This is a genomic window from Spirosoma arboris (assembly GCF_009754945.1).
GTDB lineage: Bacteria > Bacteroidota > Bacteroidia > Cytophagales > Spirosomataceae > Spirosoma > Spirosoma arboris.
The window spans coordinates 108,532-129,170 of the sequence record NZ_WPIN01000023.1 but is presented as its reverse complement, the minus strand read 5'-3'; the positions used below and the strand labels follow the sequence as shown (position 1 = coordinate 129,170).

Sequence of the window (20,639 nt, the reverse complement as noted above, 5' to 3'; positions counted from 1 at the left end):
CTGCATCTTCCCCCTTCCACCCAGTTGGGGCTTTTTTTGCCTCCCAGCCAATAGTTAGAGCAATTAGGTAACTTTTACGTTAGTTCACCTCCCTCTTTTTAGACTAAAAAATGCCGACTCGATCGGGTCGGCATTTCACTTTTATCCACACCATAAGTAACACTCAGTGTTACCAATTCAGGTATAACCTACGAGTCTATCGGCAAAGTGTCAATTCATATTAGCTAACGGTCATTAAAAAACGCTGACCCTACCAGAGCCAGTATTGAAGACCTACCGTTAACTGATTGCTATAGCAATCGCAGGGCTTGGACGAAAAGGGGTAGTGTGTGTCACGTAAAAACGCCCCTACTAAAAGCAGGGGCGTCTCAGGAGTCCCACCAAAATATTAATTACTTATAAAGTCTACTACTAACTTGTGCTTTGTCAGTTCACTAGTCATAGAAACTATTAGGCAATGGGGCTGGCTTGTGTTCGTAAATAAATCCCCGTTCTCTCACTTTGCCAATCGCTACGCCTTGCTACTGGGTTAGTTGCCTTTATATTATGGGTTTTCTTCAAGTCGCTCTGAGTTTGGGGCGGCTTGATTTATTATGTAAGTTATATACAGGTCTATCTTTCAGCTTCTTCACCCGATTCGGTGAAACCGCCTTCACAATGCCACTGCCATCACATGGAGCACTATAGTGTGTATATGTCAAGTTGATATTTTAATTCTAATTAGTTCATTATTAATTAATTACCACGAAGGTTGACTAACTAATACTCTTTTTCTAAGTATCAGCAAACAAATCGAACTCATCAGGTACCTGACTCTGAGCCATTCTTTTAACGCAGCGTCTCTTCTCTGAGTCTAACGGGCTTTGTATTTCCTAATACGGTGAGCCCGTTTCAATTCGTGCCACAGCGAGAGCAGGCTAACTACAATTAGTAACAGGCCACCCCCGGTCGGTACCAGCCAGAGCGGCAAACTTATCCACCACCAGGACCAAGCCAGCACGTGCGTCTGTTTAAGCAACACCAGAAACAAGAATACCACGAATAGGGTAGAATAGAGCGTTGCCATAAGATTGATGGGCTTTTCCCGATCGGGGTCCCGGTTCGGCTCATAAGCTTTATTTAGCCTAGACATATACGCTTCAGATTTGGTGTTGTAGAAATACCTTCACTCTTATTAGGCTTTAAACTTGTCCAAAAACAAAGTAGTAAGTCTATGAGCCCGGTTTGTAATACTACGGTCCACTGGGCCTAGTGCTTTCTAAAAGGCCGTTTTTGCAACCGATTAAAAGTAGGCTTGCAGGTCAGCCATCTCCGCAGATTGATAGGCTCAATAATATATTATAGAAACAGTAAAAGAAGAGACCAAATCATATCTCCCACAGGTAAAAACAAGGATATACTCTATGGCGGCTGTTTCATTACTCACTTCCTCATTTATGGTTCCCCCCTCATAACCACTTTTGCTTAACTGAGTATTTGTCGACTTATTAGACCCTAACTCTTCCTCCAGCAACTTGTGGATCAGCCTTGATTAAAACTGTATTTACCAAAAACCACAATATCACTAAATCCAGCTAAGAGAGCTAATTAATGCTCCTATAGGTATTAATTAGAAGAGTTATACTATGTACTGACTTATTTATACAGTTATGTTGCAAACCCTAAAAACAGTAAACTAATTATAATTATATAGTATCATTTGTATATAATATCCTGCTTATAGCGAAATCGATTAGTCAGAACTAGCTCAGCGCAATTTCAGAAGCAAAAAACCTATTCTCTCGCTTTCTAGTAGCTGTATATACTGCTAACCTGAAACGATTTGGCCGCTAGGTAAGCAACCGCCTTTGGTCCAGCTAGGCAAGTTTGACCAAAGGCTTTTTAATGACTTTGCTAACCCTCATTTCTTCTCTCGTTAGAACCGATTGATCTTTACCTATGGACCGTATTGCCGCAGTTGTCGTTACCTACAATCGACTCAATGATTTACAACAATGCCTCACTAGCTTATACCAGCAGACTCAGCCTCCTAACGCTATCTATGTCATTAATAATGGAAGTACCGATGGAACGGGTGAGTGGTTGAGCACCCAATCGGACTTGACTGTTGTGACTCAACCGAATCTGGGCGGAGCAGGTGGATTTGCCACTGGTATCGAGCGGGCTCATGGGGATGGCTATGACTGGATCTGGTGTATGGATGATGACTGTCTGGCGGCTCCCGATGCCCTAGAACAACTGGTATTAGCCCCCTACATTGGCCCCTGTATAAAGAACTGCATCTCGATTAATATGCATAAGCGAGATGAGCTGGCTTTCTATGTGTATCGGCCTAACAAAACCTTTCGTCTTGTTAGAGACATGAGCCCCTTTGCGTTGGTCTATGGGGTAGCCTCGTTTTTTAACGGAACGCTAATCAGTTCGGAAGTCATCGACCAGATTGGCATCCCGGACAAGAAGCTATTTATCTGGGGCGACGAGGTAGAATATATGACCCGAGCCCAGAAAATGGGGTTTCCAGTCGCGACGGTGCCTAAATCGGTGTTTTATCATCCTCCGAGTGTGGATCGGGACGGGATTCCCTGGCCAGGGGCCTGGAAAAACTACTACCGGGTGCGCAACGAACGGCGGGTATTTCAAAATGATCATGGCGATAAGTACGGATTTATCATGTTTCTGTTCTGGTCGGTACGGGCCACGTTTGAGCAGCTGGGTTCGGTGCACAAAAACCGGTTTTACAACTTTCTGCTGTATGGGGAAGCCTCACTGGATAGCCTGTTAAACAATTTTGGCAAACGGCCCGAAACGATCCTGACGCTACGACTCTACCGATTTATGAATAAATAACTACCTGCTATGAATGTGCTTATCGCAACCTATCTGGTTCCTTCCTCACCCTCGGGTGTCGTTACATACTACCAAACGCTGGCCAGCGACTTGACTGCTGCTGGAGTGGATATTCATATCGTCGATGCATCTCATACGCCCACTAGCTGGCGTAAATTCTTGGGTGTCCTAAAGCGCATAATGCGGGCAATGGGTGGAGCTCCTAGTGTCATTTATGATGAGTTTGCCTACTTTACGGGGATTTATCTGGCCGCACGCAAACTACGCGGCTCTACTTTCGACCTGATTCATGCACAGGATGCTCGGTCGGGTGTAGCTGCCTATCTGGCACTGGGAAATCGGGTCCCGATAATTTTGACTTGTCATTTTAATGATGATCCGGTTCGTGAACTGGTACAAAAATTCACCCTGAAACCTGTCTTCACTAGACGGCTTACAAGCTGGTATACCTATTTATTCTCCTATATCCATACCTATGTGTTTGTGTCGAACTATGCTTATACGCAATCAAAACACTTATTGCCATCTGGTATCAACAAAAGTATTATTCCAAACACCGTTCGACTGACGTCATCCCCACAGCCTGATTGTCCTAATACTATTGATCGTCAGAAATTGATCATCAGCAATGTAGGCTATATAGATGAACGGAAAAATCAAAAATTACTACTTCAGCTTGGTCATGAACTCCGAAGCCAGGGTATTAGCAACTTTCATTTGTGGCTAATTGGTGACGGACCTAAACTTGATAACTACAAGCTGTTGGCTACTGAACTGGGGCTGAACGATCATGTTACCTTTTTTGGTAGGCAGGCTTCTCCGTGGCTACTGGTAGCTCAGAGCGATTTATATATTCATACGGCACTCAATGACAATTGTCCGTACTCAATTATTGAGGCATTTGCCGTTCGAACGCCAGTTCTGGCTTTGCCCATAGGGGGTATTCCCGAAATGCTGCCGAAAGGTTTTGGCGAATTGAATGGAGCGACGATATGTGAGTTGGCTAGCGAAGTTAGCCAGTATTTTAATCCAACCCTGCGGCAACAATTGATTAACGCACAAGCTACCAATTACGCCCTGGTTTTTAACCATTCGGCTAATTTCACGAAACTTCTTTCCGTTTACCGACAAACGGTCGAAGTATCATCTCCGGTCCCTGATTACTCATCTTTTGAGTTCTGAGAATCTATAACTATGTAGTAAAGAGGGTCAATAGACCGATGCCTCTGCGTATACAAATCATTAATACTTTCTATCATGATTGCTTTACATCAACTTTCGCGGGTAGGAATTGGAACCAGTCGGGTTGCTTCGCTGGGAAGTCGGCTGTCGTCAGACGAATTTATAAACTTACTGACAGTAGCAACAGCAAATGGGGTTAACCTCATTGATACCGCTGATTTTTATGGGTCCGGCGATGCGGAGCGCCTTATTGGGAAGTGTCTTAAAACAACAGGTTACCCATTTTTCGTCGTCACGAAGGCAGGTTTACCTTATGTACACGCACCCAACTGGCTGTCTCCTCTGAACCAGATCGGCAAAAAAATAAAGCAGCGAGCTGGTGCTAAACCTACATATACCGCAGCCTATCTGATTGACTCTGTTCAGAAAAGCAGTAAACGGCTGGGGGTCGAAGCGGTCGATGCGTTCTTCCTACATGAGCCCTCCTGGGGCGACATCGCCAATGCCGATTCCTGGGATGGTCTGGCAAAAATCAGGCAACAGGGTCTGGCTTGCTATACGGGGGTATCGACTAACGACTACCGAGTTGTAGAGGAGGGTATTCGCAGTGGCCAGGTGCAGTTGGTACAAACGTCAGCAACGTGGTGCAGTAATAATCCCATCGTCGCCTTGTGCCATTCTCAAGGGATTCCAGTGATCGCGAATCAAGTTTTGCAGCCCTATAAAATGTTACAACAGCTATTCGGGCAACAGACCACGGCAATCCAAAGGCTAAACGGACTGTCGAATATGTCACTTGTTCAGTTCCTGATTGCTGCTGTGCTGGCCGATCAAAAAGCTGATGTGGTACTCTTCGGGACTAGTAATATTACGCACCTACTCCATAACATAGAGTCGTTGAAGTATACAAAAAGCCTGGCGCAACACTTACCACTCATTAGCAAATTACTAACATGATTGTCACGAAAAACAACTTTCAATCCGGGCAGACGCTCACAGCTGATATCTGTATTATTGGCAGTGGTCCAGCAGCTATTTCAATGGCACTTAGCTTAGATTCGTTGCGACGAACGATTATCATTGTAGCTGGCGGAGCCTGGTCCGAAACAGTTGACAATCAAGACCTTAATCGTGGTGTCGTGGCGACGCCTGGTTCACATGAGCCGCTTGAAGAGAATCGTCGGCGCCAATTTGGTGGGACATCAGCGGCCTGGGGAGGTCGCTGTATTCCTTTTGACCCAATCGACTTTAAGAAACGTTCCTGGGTTCCCGACAGCGGCTGGCCATTCCCCTACGAAACACTGGAACCCTATTATCGCAAAGCCGCTAGCCTTTGTCAGATTGGTGACTCCACCTTCAATGCCCATGCCGCTTTTCCCGATAACCCACGTGAAATTATTGCTGGCCTTGATTCAACAGACTTTGTTTCGAATCACCTGGAACGCTGGAGCCCGCCCATCAACTTCGCCAAAGCGTACCGGACTGAACTGGACAGAAGCCTAGCCATTCAGGTGTTGCTGGACGCTCATGTACTGAAGATAAATATGGTGGACAATAGCGATCAGGTCTCCTCTGTTGCTGTGGCGGTGGATGGTTTTCAAATTTCCATAGAAGCCACCACATTTGTACTGGCAGCTGGAGGCATCGAGAACCCCAGACTCCTGCTGGCATCGCACAACAAACAATTCCCAACTGGGATGGGCAACCTGCACGACAATGTGGGTCGCTATTATATGGCGCACCTAAGCGGAATATACGCCGAAATTAATCCAGCCAACCGAGACAGCCTCCTGGCTGATTTTGAGCGTGACCCCGAAGGTGTTTATTGCCGTCGGCGCTGGTGGATACCAGAAGAAGCTCAAAAAGCACATAAATTATTAAATTCTATCTTTTTTCTATACTTATCTCACAGTACAGAAGGACATAGAGATTTATTATTTTCAGCTCGTTTCGTTAGTAAAGGGCTACTCTCAATTGCCAGCCAGAAATCCGTGCGGAACGCAGTCAGGAAAGCCAGACTGGTTTTTCCTGACCTAAAAGAACACCTCATTAACATGGGGACCAAAAGCTTCTCGCAACTACCAAACCTCTTTCGTCTGGGCATGAAGCGACTGGCTAAACGTCGGCTACCTTACCTTCTTCCTGCCATGAACTCGAAGTACTGGGGTTTGTATTTTCAAACCGAACAAATTCCCAATCGTGAAAGCCGGGTGTTTTTGTCGACTTCGAAAACCGATGCATTTGGTGTACCACGGGCAGAAGTTAGCATTGCTTTTTTAGAGGCTGATGTCGAATCTGTGGTGTTGGCACACAACCTTTTTGTTGAAAATTTTCGACGGAAAAACCTCGGCGAAGTGCTTTATTCCGAAGCAGGGTTACGCGCCTACATAGCGGAGTCAATGCGCTCGTTTAATTCGGGAGCGCATCACATTGGCACAACCCGCATGTCGGACGACCCTCGAACGGGTGTCGTGGATCGTAACGCAAAAGTTTATGGCCTGTCGAACCTGTATATAGCTGGCTCCTCCGTATTTCCTACGGGTGGACACGCCAACCCAACCTTTACCATTATCGCTCATGCTTTGCTACTAGCAGACCACCTGAAGACCAAGAATAGTATCAGAGATTTCGCGGATCAATCACTTGTAGTGAAGTAAGCGTGCGGAGAATAAATAGCCAACACGATTAGCTTACCATTCCTGTACTACCCGGTTAGCTGGTTTACTTAGTAGTTGGACTGAGGACGACTCGGCTGCTAACTTGCTTAATGCATGATAAATCACTCGAACAGACTCTTCGATCCGTTGCCAGCCTGCTTCACTGCGCATATCCAGGCCGATCACCGGTCGGTTGAGTTGCGCCTGGATAGTTAAGTACGACAAAGCGCCAAAAATTACCGCTGAAATAGCCTGATGATCAACTCCTTTAATAAAAGCAAGTTGATTAACGAGCAGCGTTAATTCAGCGTCTAAACTCCTACTGGCTACTTCGGCTAAAGAGTCAGCTTCTTTGACACTAAGTTTTAGTAATTCGCGAGCAGTGCGAACCTGACGAAACTGGCGAAAAAGCTGTATAGTGTGAGCCGACCAAAAGGGAGCAAGATCTTTTGGCTGGACAGGCTGAAGCTGTTCCAGCCAAGCGGGTGTGAAGTGAGGAACGAGTTGTCCTCGCCTTATATAGTATTCTAATAGTCCTTCCAATCCGCCAAAATAGCGGTAAATAAGCATCTTGCTTACAGCAGCCTTTTCAGCAATGGCATTCATGCTAATGCCCTGAATCCCCTCATCCAATAGAATTTGCTCCAGGGCATTAACTATACGCTGGGTTGTAGCAACTCGGTTACGTTTTTTAGTCTCCACAATAGGTTGTATAAAAATATATTAATTAGATAAATCATAAATATATCATCTTCCATCAATAGCTCTCAGACAATAAAATACTTGTATTACTTAACACATAAGCCAGAAAGGCAACTCAGTAGATAGGACTTAGTTAGGTAGCGGGCGATTAGCAGCGTTTCATGGTAAACTCCTTATCAAGTGAGTTTAATGTCGTGGTGAAACCAAGAATTAAGATCGGAATGTGCATTCCAGAATACGGTGCCCTGACAGGTTAATTGGTAATTGGCGAATGACGCGTACCTGCCCACTCCGAATAAACTGTTCAATTTGATAAATACCCCCTTCGTCAATGACATAAAAATGAGGAACAACCATCCGATTGAAGCTCTTTTCAGGCATGATTCCGCTTACCTGATATTTATTCCGAACTGCTTCCAGAATTTTGTGCTCCACTGATGCATTCAACATGTTACCTGGCCGAACTGCCGTTTGCCAATCAAGTACATAGTGCACATTCGTCGATTTGTCATGGAACCAGATAGGAAGAAAGTAATGAGCCGATTCGACGAAGACAGGATATCGTTTGTCTAGTTGCGACAATCCCTGTAGTACACCGCCTGGGAAGATGACCACTTTACGATTTTGATAAAAAAGAAAGCCTGCCAGCAGCAAGGCATACACAGATACCAGCTGCATATTCCAGCCAGATACTCTGGCTGGAATATGCCAGCGATCACGCAACAGAGACCATGCATAGACGAACTGGTAGATGAGGAGTAAATGACTTGGCCATTGATACCGACTAATAAAAACCGATGTGTGAACCAGCGAAACCAGTAGCGCTATACAAATAGTGGCCATGTATATCCAGCCAGCCAACAAGTAAACCATCAAGGCCTTGTCATCCCAAATAGCCTGACTGTTTTTATTCAGTCGTAGCAGAGCTATATAGATAAATAACACGCTAACCAGCACGACGCGTAACAGGGGTAAGACTAAAAAAATAGGCCTCCGCTCCAATGCCGATGAGATAGTCGGAATCAATTCACCAACGGTGGTAAAAAAAGATAAAAATGTGGGTATGGGAATCCAAGAATGCGGTTTTCCCGCTTCGGTTTGGATCGCAAAGCTCGAATACCAGATCAGCAGCCAACCCAGAGCAATCAGCCCATACGTGGCCAGTACCAACAAGTACGCTCGTTGCCTGGACCAGAGGTATAAAATGGCAAAAAAAGCACCTGACGCAGCCACATAAAACAGGCCAAAATTATGCGTAAGTACCAGGAGAAGACCTGCCAGACAATGGGCAATTAGCCACTTAATGTTGGCGGGAGAAGCGATTAGCCGCTGTAAAACAACAAAATAGAAGAGGCCAGCTAGCAGAAAAACTGAATAAGCGCGTATTTGCGTGGCTAACGTAATGTTTAAATAGGTTAGGCTAACAATGGCCGTGATAAGCACAAAATTGGTAACAGGTGTACCCACTAAAGTGGTTGTAAACCGATAAAATAAAGCGATTGTAAGCGCAAAAATAACAATGGAAACAGCCCGTAGAAACTGCGGATTCAGGCTGATTGTATGGCCGATAAACCAGTATAGATTAGCAAAAAAAGGTGGATTGGCATCCATACCACTAACTACGGCCTCATTTACGTGAGCAATTGATGGATCTGAAATCAGCAGGTAACTGAGAACTTCATCCATCCACAGCCACGGTTCTTTAAAAAATAAGGAAGTAATCAAGCTGCCAGCCAGCATTACAAATAGGGTGATGCTGAGTAGCAACGTTATTTTTTTTTGTCGTGTCATTCTCTCAGAGAATTTTAATTTCGGTTTTTTCAGTCAGTTATTGACAGCTCTAAACTTGTCATGGTCGAACAACACATAGGTATTAACAACCAGCCCCATAGGCCCGATCATTAATGGACCATTACGAAACAGCCAACAGGGTTTGGGCCGTACCATAACTGGCAATTCCGTAGTGTTCCATCTTCTGGGCAGCGCCAATAATAGCCGCATCGGCCAAAGGACCATCCTCTAATTGATCCATCAAGTCCTGGGCTTTTTCAATCAACCCCTACATAGTCATACACATTTCCCCTTCTGGTTTAATGCCCAACTGTTTAACAATCTGCTCGAGCCGGGTAGCCTGACTTTCTGATTCGTGCAGATGAACTTGTAAGGCTTGTCGTAGTTGGTCACTCGTTACCCGCTTAACGAGTTTTGGCATTGCTTCCAGCGCCTGTTTTTCAGCGGAATACATACCCTGAATGATATGTCCAAAAAATTCATCCATTGTTTCCATAGGTAGCTCGTCCAGTTCGTTTATGCTTAGTGACTGGAGGGAGAACGTTGGCCGTAGATGCACCGCTTAAAAAAATACCCCCAAATGAGGAAGCGGCCTGATCTTAAAAGGTCCAAAAATAACTGGCTTAAGTGCATGTAGAAATCCAGTTGGACTATTGCCCCTAATTTCCTGGCCTGCGCGTTTCAGGAATCAGAACCATAACTGAAGTAATCATTAGACGTAGCATGGCCTGGTAGCTTACAATATTTTCTTAATCGGATAGCTATTATCTTGACTGTTGGTTATAACCTTAGTTATCATTTAGTGTAGTGAATGGTTAGTTTAGTCAGGCCACGTCAACTTGAAGTGGCTTGCTTTTATCTATTCACTTTCTGTCTGTAGGCTACAGATTGAGTTGGACAGGTATCTGCTTCGGATCCAAATCGGACGAATTTGGACCTTTTTCTAGTTTGCTTCAGATTGCTGTGATTGAACCGTCTCAAAATAGAAAATCACTGGTTTGACAACCTCCTCAATAAAACCATAACGTTTGGCAATCTTATACTGGGTCGAATCTCGATTTAGTGACGTGAGAAAACCACCTACCAGCTTTCTGAACTCCTCCAGTGACAGCGTATGCTTATTGATATTGCAGGAGGCACAGGCAGGCATCTGATTATCAATGTGAAGCCGTTCGGGATGCTTGCAGGTGCCATCGTAAAGCCACTTTCGCTTTTTTCGATCCCATTTCCGGTTCCTTCGTATGGGTTTCAACTCATCAATATGCCACCCTTTTAATAACTCACAGCCGCAGTAAGCACACTTGCCGCCAAACTTGTTGAAAATCAATTCCCGCTCTTTCTTGCTGGCCATAGTAGTCAATTCACCCCACTTGTACTAAGCAGACAAAGTTGATGAAGATACGGCTTATGTTGAATTGACCGAAAGCATTATCTACTATCGTGGGGACAGCAATAATGAGATATCCCATCATCATAATCAGACTGGCAATCAGTTTACCCATCGCTGTGGTGGGTACAATATCTCCATACCCAACCGTGGTAATGGCAATAATTGCCCAGTAGATACTAACCGGAATACTCTCAAAGCCATTACTACGCCCCTCAACCACATACATCATGGCTCCTAGCGTAATTACCAGCGTAAAAATAGCCACGAAGAACACCGTGATTTTGGCTCGGCTTTCCCGCAGTGAAGTGGCTAGTAAATCAGCCGCTGAGCTGTATTCCTGTAATTTTAAAATACGAAAAATCCGCAGCAATCGTAGGATACGGATCACCGCCAGTTCATGAGAACCCAGCAGAAACAGACTCAGATAGGCGGGTAGGATCGCCAGCAAATCAACGAGGCCAAAAAAGCTAAATAAGTACCGAAATGGCTTTTGTACGGCAATCAAACGTAGAATAAACTCAAAGGTAAATAACAGGGTAAAAGTCCATGCCAGAATGCGAAATAAAAGTCCAGCATGCCGTGCCAGTCTAGTTACGTAGCAAGCGTTGTTCCAGCAAAGGACGGTAACTGGACGCGAGCGGAATCAATACATTACCAACGGTTACCTGATGTCGTTCGATCTTACGGATAAAATTCAGTGCCACCACATACGACTTATGAATACGGATAAATTGCCCCTCTGGTAAGAGCTCGATCATTTCGGCTAACGTCATGCGGGTGCTGACCTGCCGATTTTCCTGGTGAATAAAGAGTAGGTTCGTATCGGAATGAATATAAAGCACTTCCTGGAGATTCACCCGAACCCAGTCGTAGCCATCTTTCACAAATAGACTTGAGGGTTCCCCCCGCTGCAAGACCGATTGGCTGTAGGCCCGGTTGCAGCTGTGCAGAAAACGACTGAACTCAATGGGCTTGAGTAAATAATCGAGCGCGTTTAAGGCAAACCCCTCCAGCGCATACTCCGGGTAGGCCGTCGTAAAAATAATCCGTTTTTGCAGGGGAGCAATCAGCTGTGCAAACTCGGTCCCGTTTAAATCCGGCATCCGGATGTCCAGGAAAATCAGCTCATTCCGCTGGGTGTGCAGATAGGTTAGCGCATCAGCAGTGCTCAGAAACGTGGCTGTCAGCGCTAAAAAAGGAACCTTTTCGGCGTAGCGGCTCAGCACTTCCAGGGCTGCCGGTTCATCATCAATAGCAATAGCTCGAAGCATACGATTTATAAATTAATTTGTAACGTAACCCGAAATAACTGATCTGTTTGCTCTATGGTTAACTCGTGCCGATTGGGATACAATAGCGCCAGGCGTTGCCGGGCATTTTTGATGCCCGTTCCGGAACCACCGGTTTGGTTGGTAGCCGGATGCAGCGTATTCACTACATGCATGTGAAGTTGCTGGTTTTCAACTACTACCTCCAGATCTAAGCAGGCAGCCTGCTGAAAACTAATCCCGTATTGAAACATATTCTCTACAAACGGAATAAGCAGTAAGGGAGCTACTTCCGCCGGTAATCCATCCCAATCCAGCTGGGTCTGGACTTTAAGGGTGGCTAGTTGGGGCAAACGGGCTCGTTGCAAAGCCAGATATTTTTCCAGAAATTGAAATTCCTGCTCAACCGAAATCGTCGGGTGGCTCGATTCGCGAATGGTAAACCGCATAATACCCGATAAATGTTCGATCAACTCAGCAACGGCCTGGTTTTCGGAGCGTTGGGCTTCGTTATAAATGGTATTGAGGGCATTGAACAAAAAATGGGGATTGATCTGCGCTTTTAGGGCCGCGAGTTCCGCTTTTGTCTTTTCTTGAAGTAGCTGTTGCTGCTGTTGACGGGTTTTCAAGCTGTCGGCAATAAAACCGTATCCAATCAGCAAGCCCATCAAGAGAACCGTGACCAGAATATTTTCATCGATGAACGTCGGGTCGTGATCGGTACGCACTTGTAAGACTTCAAATAAGGCTAACCCTACCCAACACAACCAGCTCCAGTAATAGAGTGGGTTGGGATCCTGCCTCATCCAGCGTCGAAACAGGAAGCGGTAATTCAGGTGGGCTAGCAGGCCAATACTGATCAAGAGCAGCAACAGGCCTAGTAGATACCGGATCAGACTACTCAAATCAGGCAGATCTTCATCCCGTTGCGAGCCGATGAGTCGATACAATTGCCAGCCCCAGTAGGTTAGTAACAGCGTCAAGGAGCTAATCAGCACCAGCCAGGAACGGCTTGTCTTCGTTAACAAAACTAAGGGTTGGTTCATCGACGGGCTTCCGTTACTCGGGTTGCGGACTGGCATGGGCAGCTTCAGGTTTCATTCGGCGCAGTTCGGGAAGGGCTTGTTGGGCGGGCATAGGTGCCATGAGCATCATCGAACTCCAAAAATCGACCTCTACCACGGCTTTCACATAGTATGTTTGTCCAGACTCCACTTGAATCCAAAGCGGGCGGCTATCGGTAAAATAGTCATTGTAAAATTCAATTTTGATTCGCCCCGGCGCTAGCGGCAGTTGAATATAGTGGTTGGGGGAGAGTTTACCGGTTTTCTTATCGTTAATTTTAAAAGGAAAGGCTTTGCCAAGCCCGGAAATAAATTCCTTTTCCCGGTACAATATCAATTGGGCCTGCACCGGCTGATTAGGTGAGTGGGGATGGTTTAGCAAGAGTAGCGAAGAAAGCCAACTCAACAGGAGCGTCTTCATTAGTTGGGGCGGGAGGATCGATTGTGGGAGATATACAAGCCTACCTGAAGATAAAACTGGCCAATTCGATCCTGTGGGGCATCCACTAACTGATAAGCCTCCGACTGCCAACTAGTGGCTTTGAAGCCCCGCCGGTACCCTAGTCGGCTCATCCATTGAAAGGTATCCCTACGCTTTTCGCGCTGTACAATTTCCACATTAACGTCCCAATAACCACTGTCTAAATACAAAGAGGGTACACTGACTGGGGGGCTATATTGAAAGATGGTTTGAAAGGGCACCTGTTGATTCGTTGGTCGAAACAGGGTATACTCATAACGAATACTGCCCACCCCGGCATTAATAAAGGCCCGGTTATTGCGGGCATTCGCGATATCGTAGCCCAGGAAAATAGCGATACCGCTCAGATCCAGCCGCTGGGCAATCAGGGGCGCATTTCCCGAGGTTTTAGGGGGCAATAGGCGCTGATTAAGCCCGAAGAAGGAGTGAATCATGGCCTTCATGCGTTGGCGTCGGTAGCCAAAGCCTGCCGCGACAACACGGTCCAATTTTTTGTTATACTCGACCTGGTTAGCCCGAAAAAAGCTTTTTATAGCTGTCAATTGGGTCAGCGTATATGCAAAGCTAGGTTCGAGCATAAACCCGGACCTGAAATTACTTTTTAAGGGAATGGTAAAATTGGTGGTTGAATCAACAGACTGGCTCCAAGCCGGGCAGGCGAGTAAAAGCGTTACGTAGAGTAAACGTTTCATAGACAAGATGATTGGTTTGATGCCTAAAGCAACCCAACGGCTGGATCATTTTGAAGAGAACGTGGGCAAAACTATTCAGTACGTGGCGAAATCCTCAAACTTTGAGTGGAGAACTTTCCTTTGCGATTCGTTCACTGGTATAGCAAGGCGGCTATTTTTCAATTATGCTTATCTAGACCATGGCGGTTGATCATTACGACTAGGTGTTGCCGGAACAGAGATGACCAATTGGTCGTAAAACATCCTGTGTAACTTACTAATATCGTCCGTTAGACGAAGGGTTGGCGAATAGTAATAAAAAACGCCAGCTCCAACCAGAACCAGCGTTTGCTAACATCTCATCACAAGCAGGCTCAATTTAGCCGCCTGACATCATTGATCGACGCGGCCGAGAAGGCTACTTCGTACTGAGCGATACGCTCTAGTAGCAAATCTAGCTTCTCCGACAGCAGGGCTGCTTTCTGTTCCAACAGAGTCACTTTCTCATCCAGTTGCCGGTAGAGCTTGTCCGCCACATCACACTGTCTGTTACTGCACGTTACTAGTTCACGCTGTACAGTCGCTAATTCCTGAAGGTCTTCCACCCACTGCCAGAGCGTTTCAAAGTCGTAGCAATCGCGCGGGTCTCCTGAGGATGGTTTTGTTTTCATGACTAGGAGGCTCTGTGGATGTGAATAAAAGGTTGTGTATCAACGACTGTAGACTGTTTAACTTTAGCCATATCTCTATCCACGACAAAGCCTTGAATGGATAGATAGTGCTTCTCGGTCATAGCAAGCGATTGGTGCCCCATTATCTTTTGGATACTCGGCATAGTATATCCCGTCTTTAGATAAATAAATGCAGCGGTTTTGCGGCAAATTTTAGTGCAAATTTTGAAGGGCAATTGAAGCTGTACTGAAATGGGCTTCAGGTGGGTGTTGATGACCTTTAATTCAGGATAACCGCGCTTGCCCTTCGTTTTGACAAGTTCGCGCAATAACCGTTCCGCTTGAGGCAGGATTGGGATATGACACTCCCCCCAGGTGGGGGAATGGCGAAGCTTTAACCGTTGATAGACCCATTTATCACCGTGCTCCGTTCGAACCCGGTAGGCGGATTCATTCGCCACTATTTGACGTGCATCCTTATAATCCAAACCCGTATAGGATAGAAACAACGTCCACTTTCGGGCTGTATCATAAACCCCTTTGAGCGGTAATGTTTCCAGCTCAGCAAGGGTCGATTCCGATAAGAAAACAATTCGCTTGGCCGGGCTACCCTTTGGTGCTTTGAACTGAAACAGGCCATTAGTGCCTATCTTATCGTATTGCAAAGCGTGCTGTAAGGCAGCTTTAATAAAGTTGAGGTAGCGATTAGCTGTATCGGCACTCATGTCCCGCTCCCGCAAATAATCATAGAGTTGCATCCCAAAGCCCGGCGTTACCTTTTCGGCTAAAAACGACTTATCCTTCTTAACCTTCAGAAAAGCGGCCAGGTGAACGCCTGCCATTCGATAACTACCCCTGGTTTTATCGGCTTTGCGCTCTTGTTTTGGCCGAGAATCCAAATGGGTTAGAAAGTCCTGATAAACATCTAATAAGGTGGCCTCGGGATCAGGCTTGTTTAAGCCTGCTTTTGATAGTTTTTGGGGTACGTTTTCATCCTGCCATCGTTGCTTAACAGCAGTTGCTGTAACGGGTATAGTTCCTGCTTCCAATTGCAAAGCCACTAAACAGCGTTCGTGTTGGTCCTGGATGTGAGCCAGTGTTAAGGCAATGGTCTGGGCCTCGGGATGCCCTTCTCTGGCCAAGGTAATTCTGTCCTTCCATACCTGAGGGGTCACATAAAATCCTACTCGATACAAGGCTGTAATTTCACCGTTAAATCGGAGTCGGCAGAACACCATGATCTGGGATTGGGTTTGTTTGGAGCGGGTGCTAAAGCACAGGGTGAGTTTGTTAAATAAGGGGGTAAACATGACTTAGGAAGCTTTATAGATTTGAAAAGGGATGAAAAATGTCTTGATTAACTAATCTTAAGGATGATTTTAGTGGTCAATTAAGCTTTGGGATCATTTTGAGAAAAGTGTCACTGATGGCCTAGACGCTATAGACTATCCACAAAACCATCGACAACGCGTTTAGCCAGACCTAGATACCTGTTGGCATAAGCTGCCCGACTCCATCCACCCATAGGTGTCAGTTGAATATTATTGGCTCCTTTGATCGCCCGGTCAGTCAGGCCCGTATCTCGTCCTTGTCCGAATTGAAGCCCAATGACCTCACCCTCTTCGTCGCGAATATTGGCTGCCTTGGCGATAATCTTAAGCTGCTTAGAGAAGTTAGCGCTGTCCTTATAATAGAGGTTACGAAGTCCACCCCACTTTTCAATAATGCGGTGTGCGCGTTGGGTCACGTTGATAGTTTGCTTTAAGCTCATTCCTGCCTGTTTGCTTCGTTCCTGCTCAACGATACCTTTGCCGTTGGGTCTAATTTCAATTTTAGCACCCCTTAGCTCCATATAATCCGAATAATGCTTGCAAAGCTCTGCCGCCACCAGCCAACTATCACAGACCCAGCGTTGGAAAGAGGGGAGTTCGCAGGTTTCGAGTTTCTGCATATGTTCTTCCGTCAACGGCTTTGGGTTAGCAGGCGAGCCGCCCCGGCAGGCGAAATTGGCAATCGGATTGGTATCAATATACCCCTTCGAAAGGGCGTAGGTCGTGAGCATTTTTAGCAGAGAGATTGCTTTATTGATACTAGCAGGCGCATATACCTGTCCATCTGGCTTTTTGTGTTTGCGTAACCATTCTTTGAAATTGGTAGTAAAGGGGGTATTGACTAGCAGAATTGAGAGCTTGGATGACTTAATATAGGCCAGGTATTCCATGATCATCACCCAGCGACGCGGGTAGGTATCATACGTAGCTTGGGAAATTTGATCATCCTGGCGCTTGCGCCGATTGGGTTCAATGCACGATTCTTTCCAGACTAAAAATTCCTCGTACACTTTAGGTAAACTCATCGCTTCCATGCGAACAAAACTACCAGTCGGCCTTCGTCCGGAACGAAGTTGCCAGTAAGCGTTCATCACTGACTGCCCACTAACGGGAGCGCCTAGTTTTTCCAGGTGTGAATGAGCGGCTTCCAGGGTAGCCTGTACGTCAGATAGGGCATTGGCTAACTCCCGACTTTCGGCGCCAACCCGAATCGCCTTTCTTCCATCCCAAACAGAACGAAAGGTTTTTATCTCGGTGGCATAGGGCGTGCTAGGAACCTTTTTAAATAGTTTAGTAGGAGAGTCGTGGGGCTCAGTAAAGATTAGTACAGCGCAAATAACCCCATCATGGGTCGGCTTGGCATCGGAACTGCCGGAGGGCTTGCGTGATGGAGTTATGGGTCGGAACTCAAAACGAATGTCCATTGGCTGACGAGGCAGCAACATCTGATTATACATACTTGTACAGGTGTAATTTCCCCAAAAATCTGGGCGTGAGACAATAAATAAGAATTGAGAATAGCTTAGCCACTCCCTTATGTTAGGAGTGCTTTTAGAAAGTCTTAGAATGTCCCTTATTGCTTCGCAGATACCTCTGCAAAAGCGGACACCATTAGATCATTGACAAACTCATCCAGATGCTGAAACAGGGTCGCACTTCTTTCCAGGTTAGGGCCCGGAACACTGGTATGTATATCATCCGGGATGTAGCAGCAAAACCAGGCGCGTATGGCTTCGCGAACCTCAATCAGATAGGCGAAGTCCCCCAAGGAATCAACAAAGGCATTTGCCTGGATTTTGATAGGAGATCGGAAGCTACCTCCATAGGTTCTGGGCACAATGAGTGCCCCATCGCTTTCCGACATAGCGGCAATGACAGCCGTCTGTAGCTGAAAATTGACCGTTTGTTCAGGAAGGGTTGTAGTTTCCCCTTTCCCCGAGTACTTTTGTCCCGTTGACATGATAACGAAAGTTTAAATGTTGGCACTAGGGCCCCTCCGCTGCTACTTTCCTAGGGTGTAAGCGAAGGGGTTTACTGTTTTTAAGCTAATAGAAGTTTACCGTTTCAGCCAGGCAACCTGATTAGGGTTCTATGTGGCCTCCTTCGTTTCTAATTGCTTTAACAAACATATAAGAGTTTAGACTAAATTCCAACTTAGTATGCCTATTTTTTCTAAGGTCTTATAATTATTTGCAGCAAAGCATCTAAGACCTTATTTTTATCTCATCTAAAGGACTATCCTAATGCTACCTTTCAATGAACGGGTTAAAACTGCCTTAGTTGCCCTAAATACTACGCCTTACAAATTCGCCAATCAGTACGGATTGAATCGTGCATCATTGTTTAATGTAGTTAATCAAGAAAGGCGCCCGAGCTTCGATCTAGTAGAGCGCATTTGCGCCGTAGAGCCCCGTATATCGGCTGAATACCTGCTGAGAGGGGAAGGAGACCCTATCCGTAACTTAAGCGCTCCTACGGCCTTAAACACGGTTCAGCAGCTACGCGAGTTTCAGATGCAGATGAACGAGTTTATTGAGCAGAAAGTAAAAGAACTGGAAGGCTAACAGGCTTTATATCTATGAGTGGGTACGGAAGGCCCGGCGCTACTAGTGCCGGGCCTTTTTGCGGGAATCAATTCTATGTAGGCAGCCAGCAACCTCGTTTTGCTGTTGACAAATTCAGCTCATTCCGGTTCGGCATGACCTGAATCCACGATACCAGTAATCCCCTATAGAAGTGAACTCGCATTCACGTCAGTAGCGGTTCGAAATCGGACACTCGTTGTCCGATTTCGAACGCAATGAGTCGAAAAAATACCCCTTACAGCTTCCCAAAGCCTATTTTTCACTTGGCACAGGACTTGACTTTACCTAAGCTGTAAACAACTATAAAACATACTCCCATGAAAGCCTCAAAAACCTGCGGGTTCCTTTTTTTGCTGTCTTTTCTGGCCGTAGGCTATGCAATTGCTCAGTCCCCCGATCAGTATGCTTACACTAAACCTGACTCATCCAAAGCCTACTGGACCCTGCGAGCCGACCAAACCGACCAAACACCAACGGTCCAATTTTACAATACCCATCATCAACTCCTCTATCAGGAGCCCCTTCCTACTAGTGCCCGGCATGTCGACCGGCAGACTAAACGCGCACTGGATAAGTTGCTGGCCCATCTGGTCAATAACCGGATTCTTACGACCACCTATTTAACTGAGAAACCTGCGGTTTCGGCAGCTTATATACCTGTTTACCGACCCACTGCCGAGCAGTCGCTTCGCCATGTGGTCTTGCGAAAAGGAAATGCTGTCCTGCTGGTCGAGCCGAGTATGAACCCATCCGGTAAATTAACCGTGAAATGCGCGCAATTCTCCAGTCGATGGCTAATGGTAGCGCTAGAGGATGCAGACCACCAGGAAATCTTCGAGCAGCGTTTTAACACCAACCAATACAAACGCAGTCTGAACCTTACCGAACTACCCAGTGGGTTATATTACCTAAAGATGGGGCGATTTAATAGTCCCATTATGTACCGGCTGTTTGTGGATCAATCTACGCAGCAATATGAGCTGCAAAACGAGGACTCCTAACTAGCTTCTACTTCGTTGCTTTTCGTCCTAAATCTGGAGATTTTGCCCCTAGTGGTTCAGAACCTATGCTTTCACTATAAGAAACACTCCTGGCTGTTGCATAAGTAGATCACCTACATCTCCAGGGCGGCTAGTCCGTATTGTTTCCTGTAAAAATACCTTGCCAGCTCCTCAAAGATGGGCAGCATTAGCTCTCATGTGGATGTTTAAGCGACTGGGTTGCTGTCAGCGATCCGCCTTGACTAGCTACCCCTAAATCAATCTGATTCCAGATCTCATCGGGCATCACACTACCCGCAATCGCATCCCGTAACGGCCAAAGCAGCATGAACAAGGCCCAGGGAGTGATTAGTAGCGCAATGATCCCCCAGAAAGCCGCGCTACTGGCCATTTTAGAAGTGAACCAGCGCTGTTCGCCCATGGTAACCACCAAGCCCGAGCCTGTCTCCCCTTTGGTAATAGTGACACTGACGGCATTATGAATCTTTTCAATCACATCCCCCGCCCCAATCTGCACAATGAATGTAGCATCCTTGCCTAATTTCTGGGCTTGAATATCATGCTGAGGATCGAAATAGGTTACTAAGTAGTCAGCCAGTGCTTCCGGAGAGAGTTCACCCTGATAGATTTTCTGCTGCATAGCGTTAATCGTCTTTTATAGAAAAGGCAAATCAAGCCCAGTTCTCATCATCACTTTTCCTGGCGGGCCTGCTCACATGTCCCAAACGGATTAGTCTTTGTCCCAAACCGGACAGGCCTTTCTGTAAAACAACGAGAACTTTGAGAAGTCAACCTAACGGCGAACCCGTAATGAAGTCTGACTCCTAAATAAGTCAGCGGCTAGTTTAAAAAAAACTCCGCGATCTGAGTTCTACGCTCACGGCCACGCCTTAGGTTATTATATATACTTAAAAGGCCACCTTTTGTTACTTTACTAACAAAACAATAAATACCAAACTAATATTATTATATTTCGTATTCACATATGATAGTTTCTA

20 protein-coding genes and 1 pseudogene are annotated in these 20,639 nt (G+C 46.0%); 6 read left to right on the top strand and 15 right to left on the bottom strand.

The window, feature by feature from the left end:
- Positions 1-853: 853 nt before the first annotated feature.
- Positions 854-1,132 carry a hypothetical protein gene (locus GO755_RS36170; protein ID WP_198175035.1) on the bottom strand — a complete coding sequence of 93 codons (279 nt, stop codon included), beginning with the start codon at positions 1,130-1,132 and terminating at the stop codon, positions 854-856.
- 806 nt (positions 1,133-1,938) lie between these two features.
- Here GO755_RS36170 and GO755_RS36165 point away from each other — a divergent pair.
- The 4 genes from GO755_RS36165 (at position 1,939) to GO755_RS36150 (ending at position 6,686) form a co-directional block, all read left to right on the top strand.
- Positions 1,939-2,847, top strand: coding sequence for a glycosyltransferase family 2 protein (locus GO755_RS36165; protein WP_157590311.1), 909 nt, complete (start codon positions 1,939-1,941; stop codon positions 2,845-2,847).
- Positions 2,848-2,856: 9 nt separating this feature from the next.
- Positions 2,857-4,029, top strand: a complete 1,173-nt coding sequence (locus GO755_RS36160; protein ID WP_157590310.1) for a glycosyltransferase family 4 protein — start codon at positions 2,857-2,859, stop codon at positions 4,027-4,029.
- Between the two features lie 75 nt (positions 4,030-4,104).
- A complete protein-coding gene (locus GO755_RS36155; protein WP_157590309.1) occupies positions 4,105-4,986 on the top strand; it encodes an aldo/keto reductase in 882 nt (293 codons plus the stop codon).
- Complete coding sequence (locus GO755_RS36150) at positions 4,983-6,686, top strand: GMC oxidoreductase (RefSeq protein ID WP_157590308.1); 1,704 nt, start codon at positions 4,983-4,985, stop codon at positions 6,684-6,686. The genes GO755_RS36155 and GO755_RS36150 overlap by 4 nt, the downstream gene beginning before the upstream one ends.
- Before the next feature lie 33 nt (positions 6,687-6,719).
- On the opposite strand, the gene GO755_RS36145 is transcribed toward GO755_RS36150, so the two are convergent.
- From GO755_RS36145 to GO755_RS36085, 13 genes and pseudogenes are all read right to left on the bottom strand, one after another.
- Positions 6,720-7,388 (bottom strand): TetR/AcrR family transcriptional regulator, encoded by a 669-nt coding sequence (locus tag GO755_RS36145; protein ID WP_317166026.1) that lies wholly within the window; start codon positions 7,386-7,388, stop codon positions 6,720-6,722.
- A 210-nt stretch (positions 7,389-7,598) separates the two neighbouring features.
- A complete protein-coding gene (locus GO755_RS36140; RefSeq protein ID WP_157590307.1) occupies positions 7,599-9,179 on the bottom strand; it encodes a hypothetical protein in 1,581 nt (526 codons plus the stop codon).
- A gap of 121 nt (positions 9,180-9,300) precedes the next feature.
- Positions 9,301-9,666: pseudogene (locus GO755_RS36135) on the bottom strand (DUF892 family protein).
- Positions 9,667-10,122: 456 nt separating this feature from the next.
- A complete protein-coding gene (locus tag GO755_RS36130; protein ID WP_157590306.1) occupies positions 10,123-10,530 on the bottom strand; it encodes an HNH endonuclease signature motif containing protein in 408 nt (135 codons plus the stop codon).
- Between the two features lie 10 nt (positions 10,531-10,540).
- On the bottom strand, positions 10,541-11,122 hold the full coding sequence (locus tag GO755_RS36125; RefSeq protein WP_227687227.1) for an ion transporter: 582 nt from the start codon (positions 11,120-11,122) through the stop codon (positions 10,541-10,543).
- 34 nt (positions 11,123-11,156) lie between these two features.
- Positions 11,157-11,840 carry a LytR/AlgR family response regulator transcription factor gene (locus tag GO755_RS36120; RefSeq protein ID WP_157590304.1) on the bottom strand — a complete coding sequence of 228 codons (684 nt, stop codon included), beginning with the start codon at positions 11,838-11,840 and terminating at the stop codon, positions 11,157-11,159.
- Positions 11,841-11,845: 5 nt separating this feature from the next.
- Positions 11,846-12,883 carry a sensor histidine kinase gene (locus tag GO755_RS36115; protein ID WP_157590303.1) on the bottom strand — a complete coding sequence of 346 codons (1,038 nt, stop codon included), beginning with the start codon at positions 12,881-12,883 and terminating at the stop codon, positions 11,846-11,848.
- A 13-nt stretch (positions 12,884-12,896) separates the two neighbouring features.
- The gene (locus GO755_RS36110) at positions 12,897-13,322 is read right to left on the bottom strand and encodes a DUF2846 domain-containing protein (protein WP_157590302.1); all 426 of its coding nucleotides are present in this window, start codon (positions 13,320-13,322) and stop codon (positions 12,897-12,899) included.
- Positions 13,322-14,074 carry a hypothetical protein gene (locus tag GO755_RS36105; RefSeq protein ID WP_157590301.1) on the bottom strand — a complete coding sequence of 251 codons (753 nt, stop codon included), beginning with the start codon at positions 14,072-14,074 and terminating at the stop codon, positions 13,322-13,324. The genes GO755_RS36110 and GO755_RS36105 overlap by 1 nt, the downstream gene beginning before the upstream one ends.
- A gap of 353 nt (positions 14,075-14,427) precedes the next feature.
- A complete protein-coding gene (locus GO755_RS36100) occupies positions 14,428-14,724 on the bottom strand; it encodes a hypothetical protein (RefSeq protein WP_157590300.1) in 297 nt (98 codons plus the stop codon).
- 2 nt (positions 14,725-14,726) lie between these two features.
- Positions 14,727-16,034: a tyrosine-type recombinase/integrase gene (locus GO755_RS36095; RefSeq protein WP_157590299.1), complete on the bottom strand. Its 1,308-nt coding sequence runs from the start codon at positions 16,032-16,034 to the stop codon at positions 14,727-14,729.
- A 128-nt stretch (positions 16,035-16,162) separates the two neighbouring features.
- Positions 16,163-17,512, bottom strand: coding sequence for a phage integrase SAM-like domain-containing protein (locus GO755_RS36090; protein WP_157590298.1), 1,350 nt, complete (start codon positions 17,510-17,512; stop codon positions 16,163-16,165).
- A gap of 116 nt (positions 17,513-17,628) precedes the next feature.
- The gene (locus tag GO755_RS36085) at positions 17,629-18,015 is read right to left on the bottom strand and encodes a hypothetical protein (protein WP_157590297.1); all 387 of its coding nucleotides are present in this window, start codon (positions 18,013-18,015) and stop codon (positions 17,629-17,631) included.
- A gap of 283 nt (positions 18,016-18,298) precedes the next feature.
- Between GO755_RS36085 and GO755_RS36080 the strand changes: the two genes are divergently transcribed.
- A complete protein-coding gene (locus tag GO755_RS36080) occupies positions 18,299-18,619 on the top strand; it encodes a hypothetical protein (protein WP_157590296.1) in 321 nt (106 codons plus the stop codon).
- A gap of 338 nt (positions 18,620-18,957) precedes the next feature.
- A complete protein-coding gene (locus GO755_RS36075) occupies positions 18,958-19,641 on the top strand; it encodes a T9SS type A sorting domain-containing protein (protein ID WP_157590295.1) in 684 nt (227 codons plus the stop codon).
- A 187-nt stretch (positions 19,642-19,828) separates the two neighbouring features.
- On the opposite strand, the gene GO755_RS36070 is transcribed toward GO755_RS36075, so the two are convergent.
- A complete protein-coding gene (locus GO755_RS36070; protein ID WP_157590294.1) occupies positions 19,829-20,281 on the bottom strand; it encodes a hypothetical protein in 453 nt (150 codons plus the stop codon).
- Positions 20,282-20,639 lie beyond the last annotated feature (358 nt).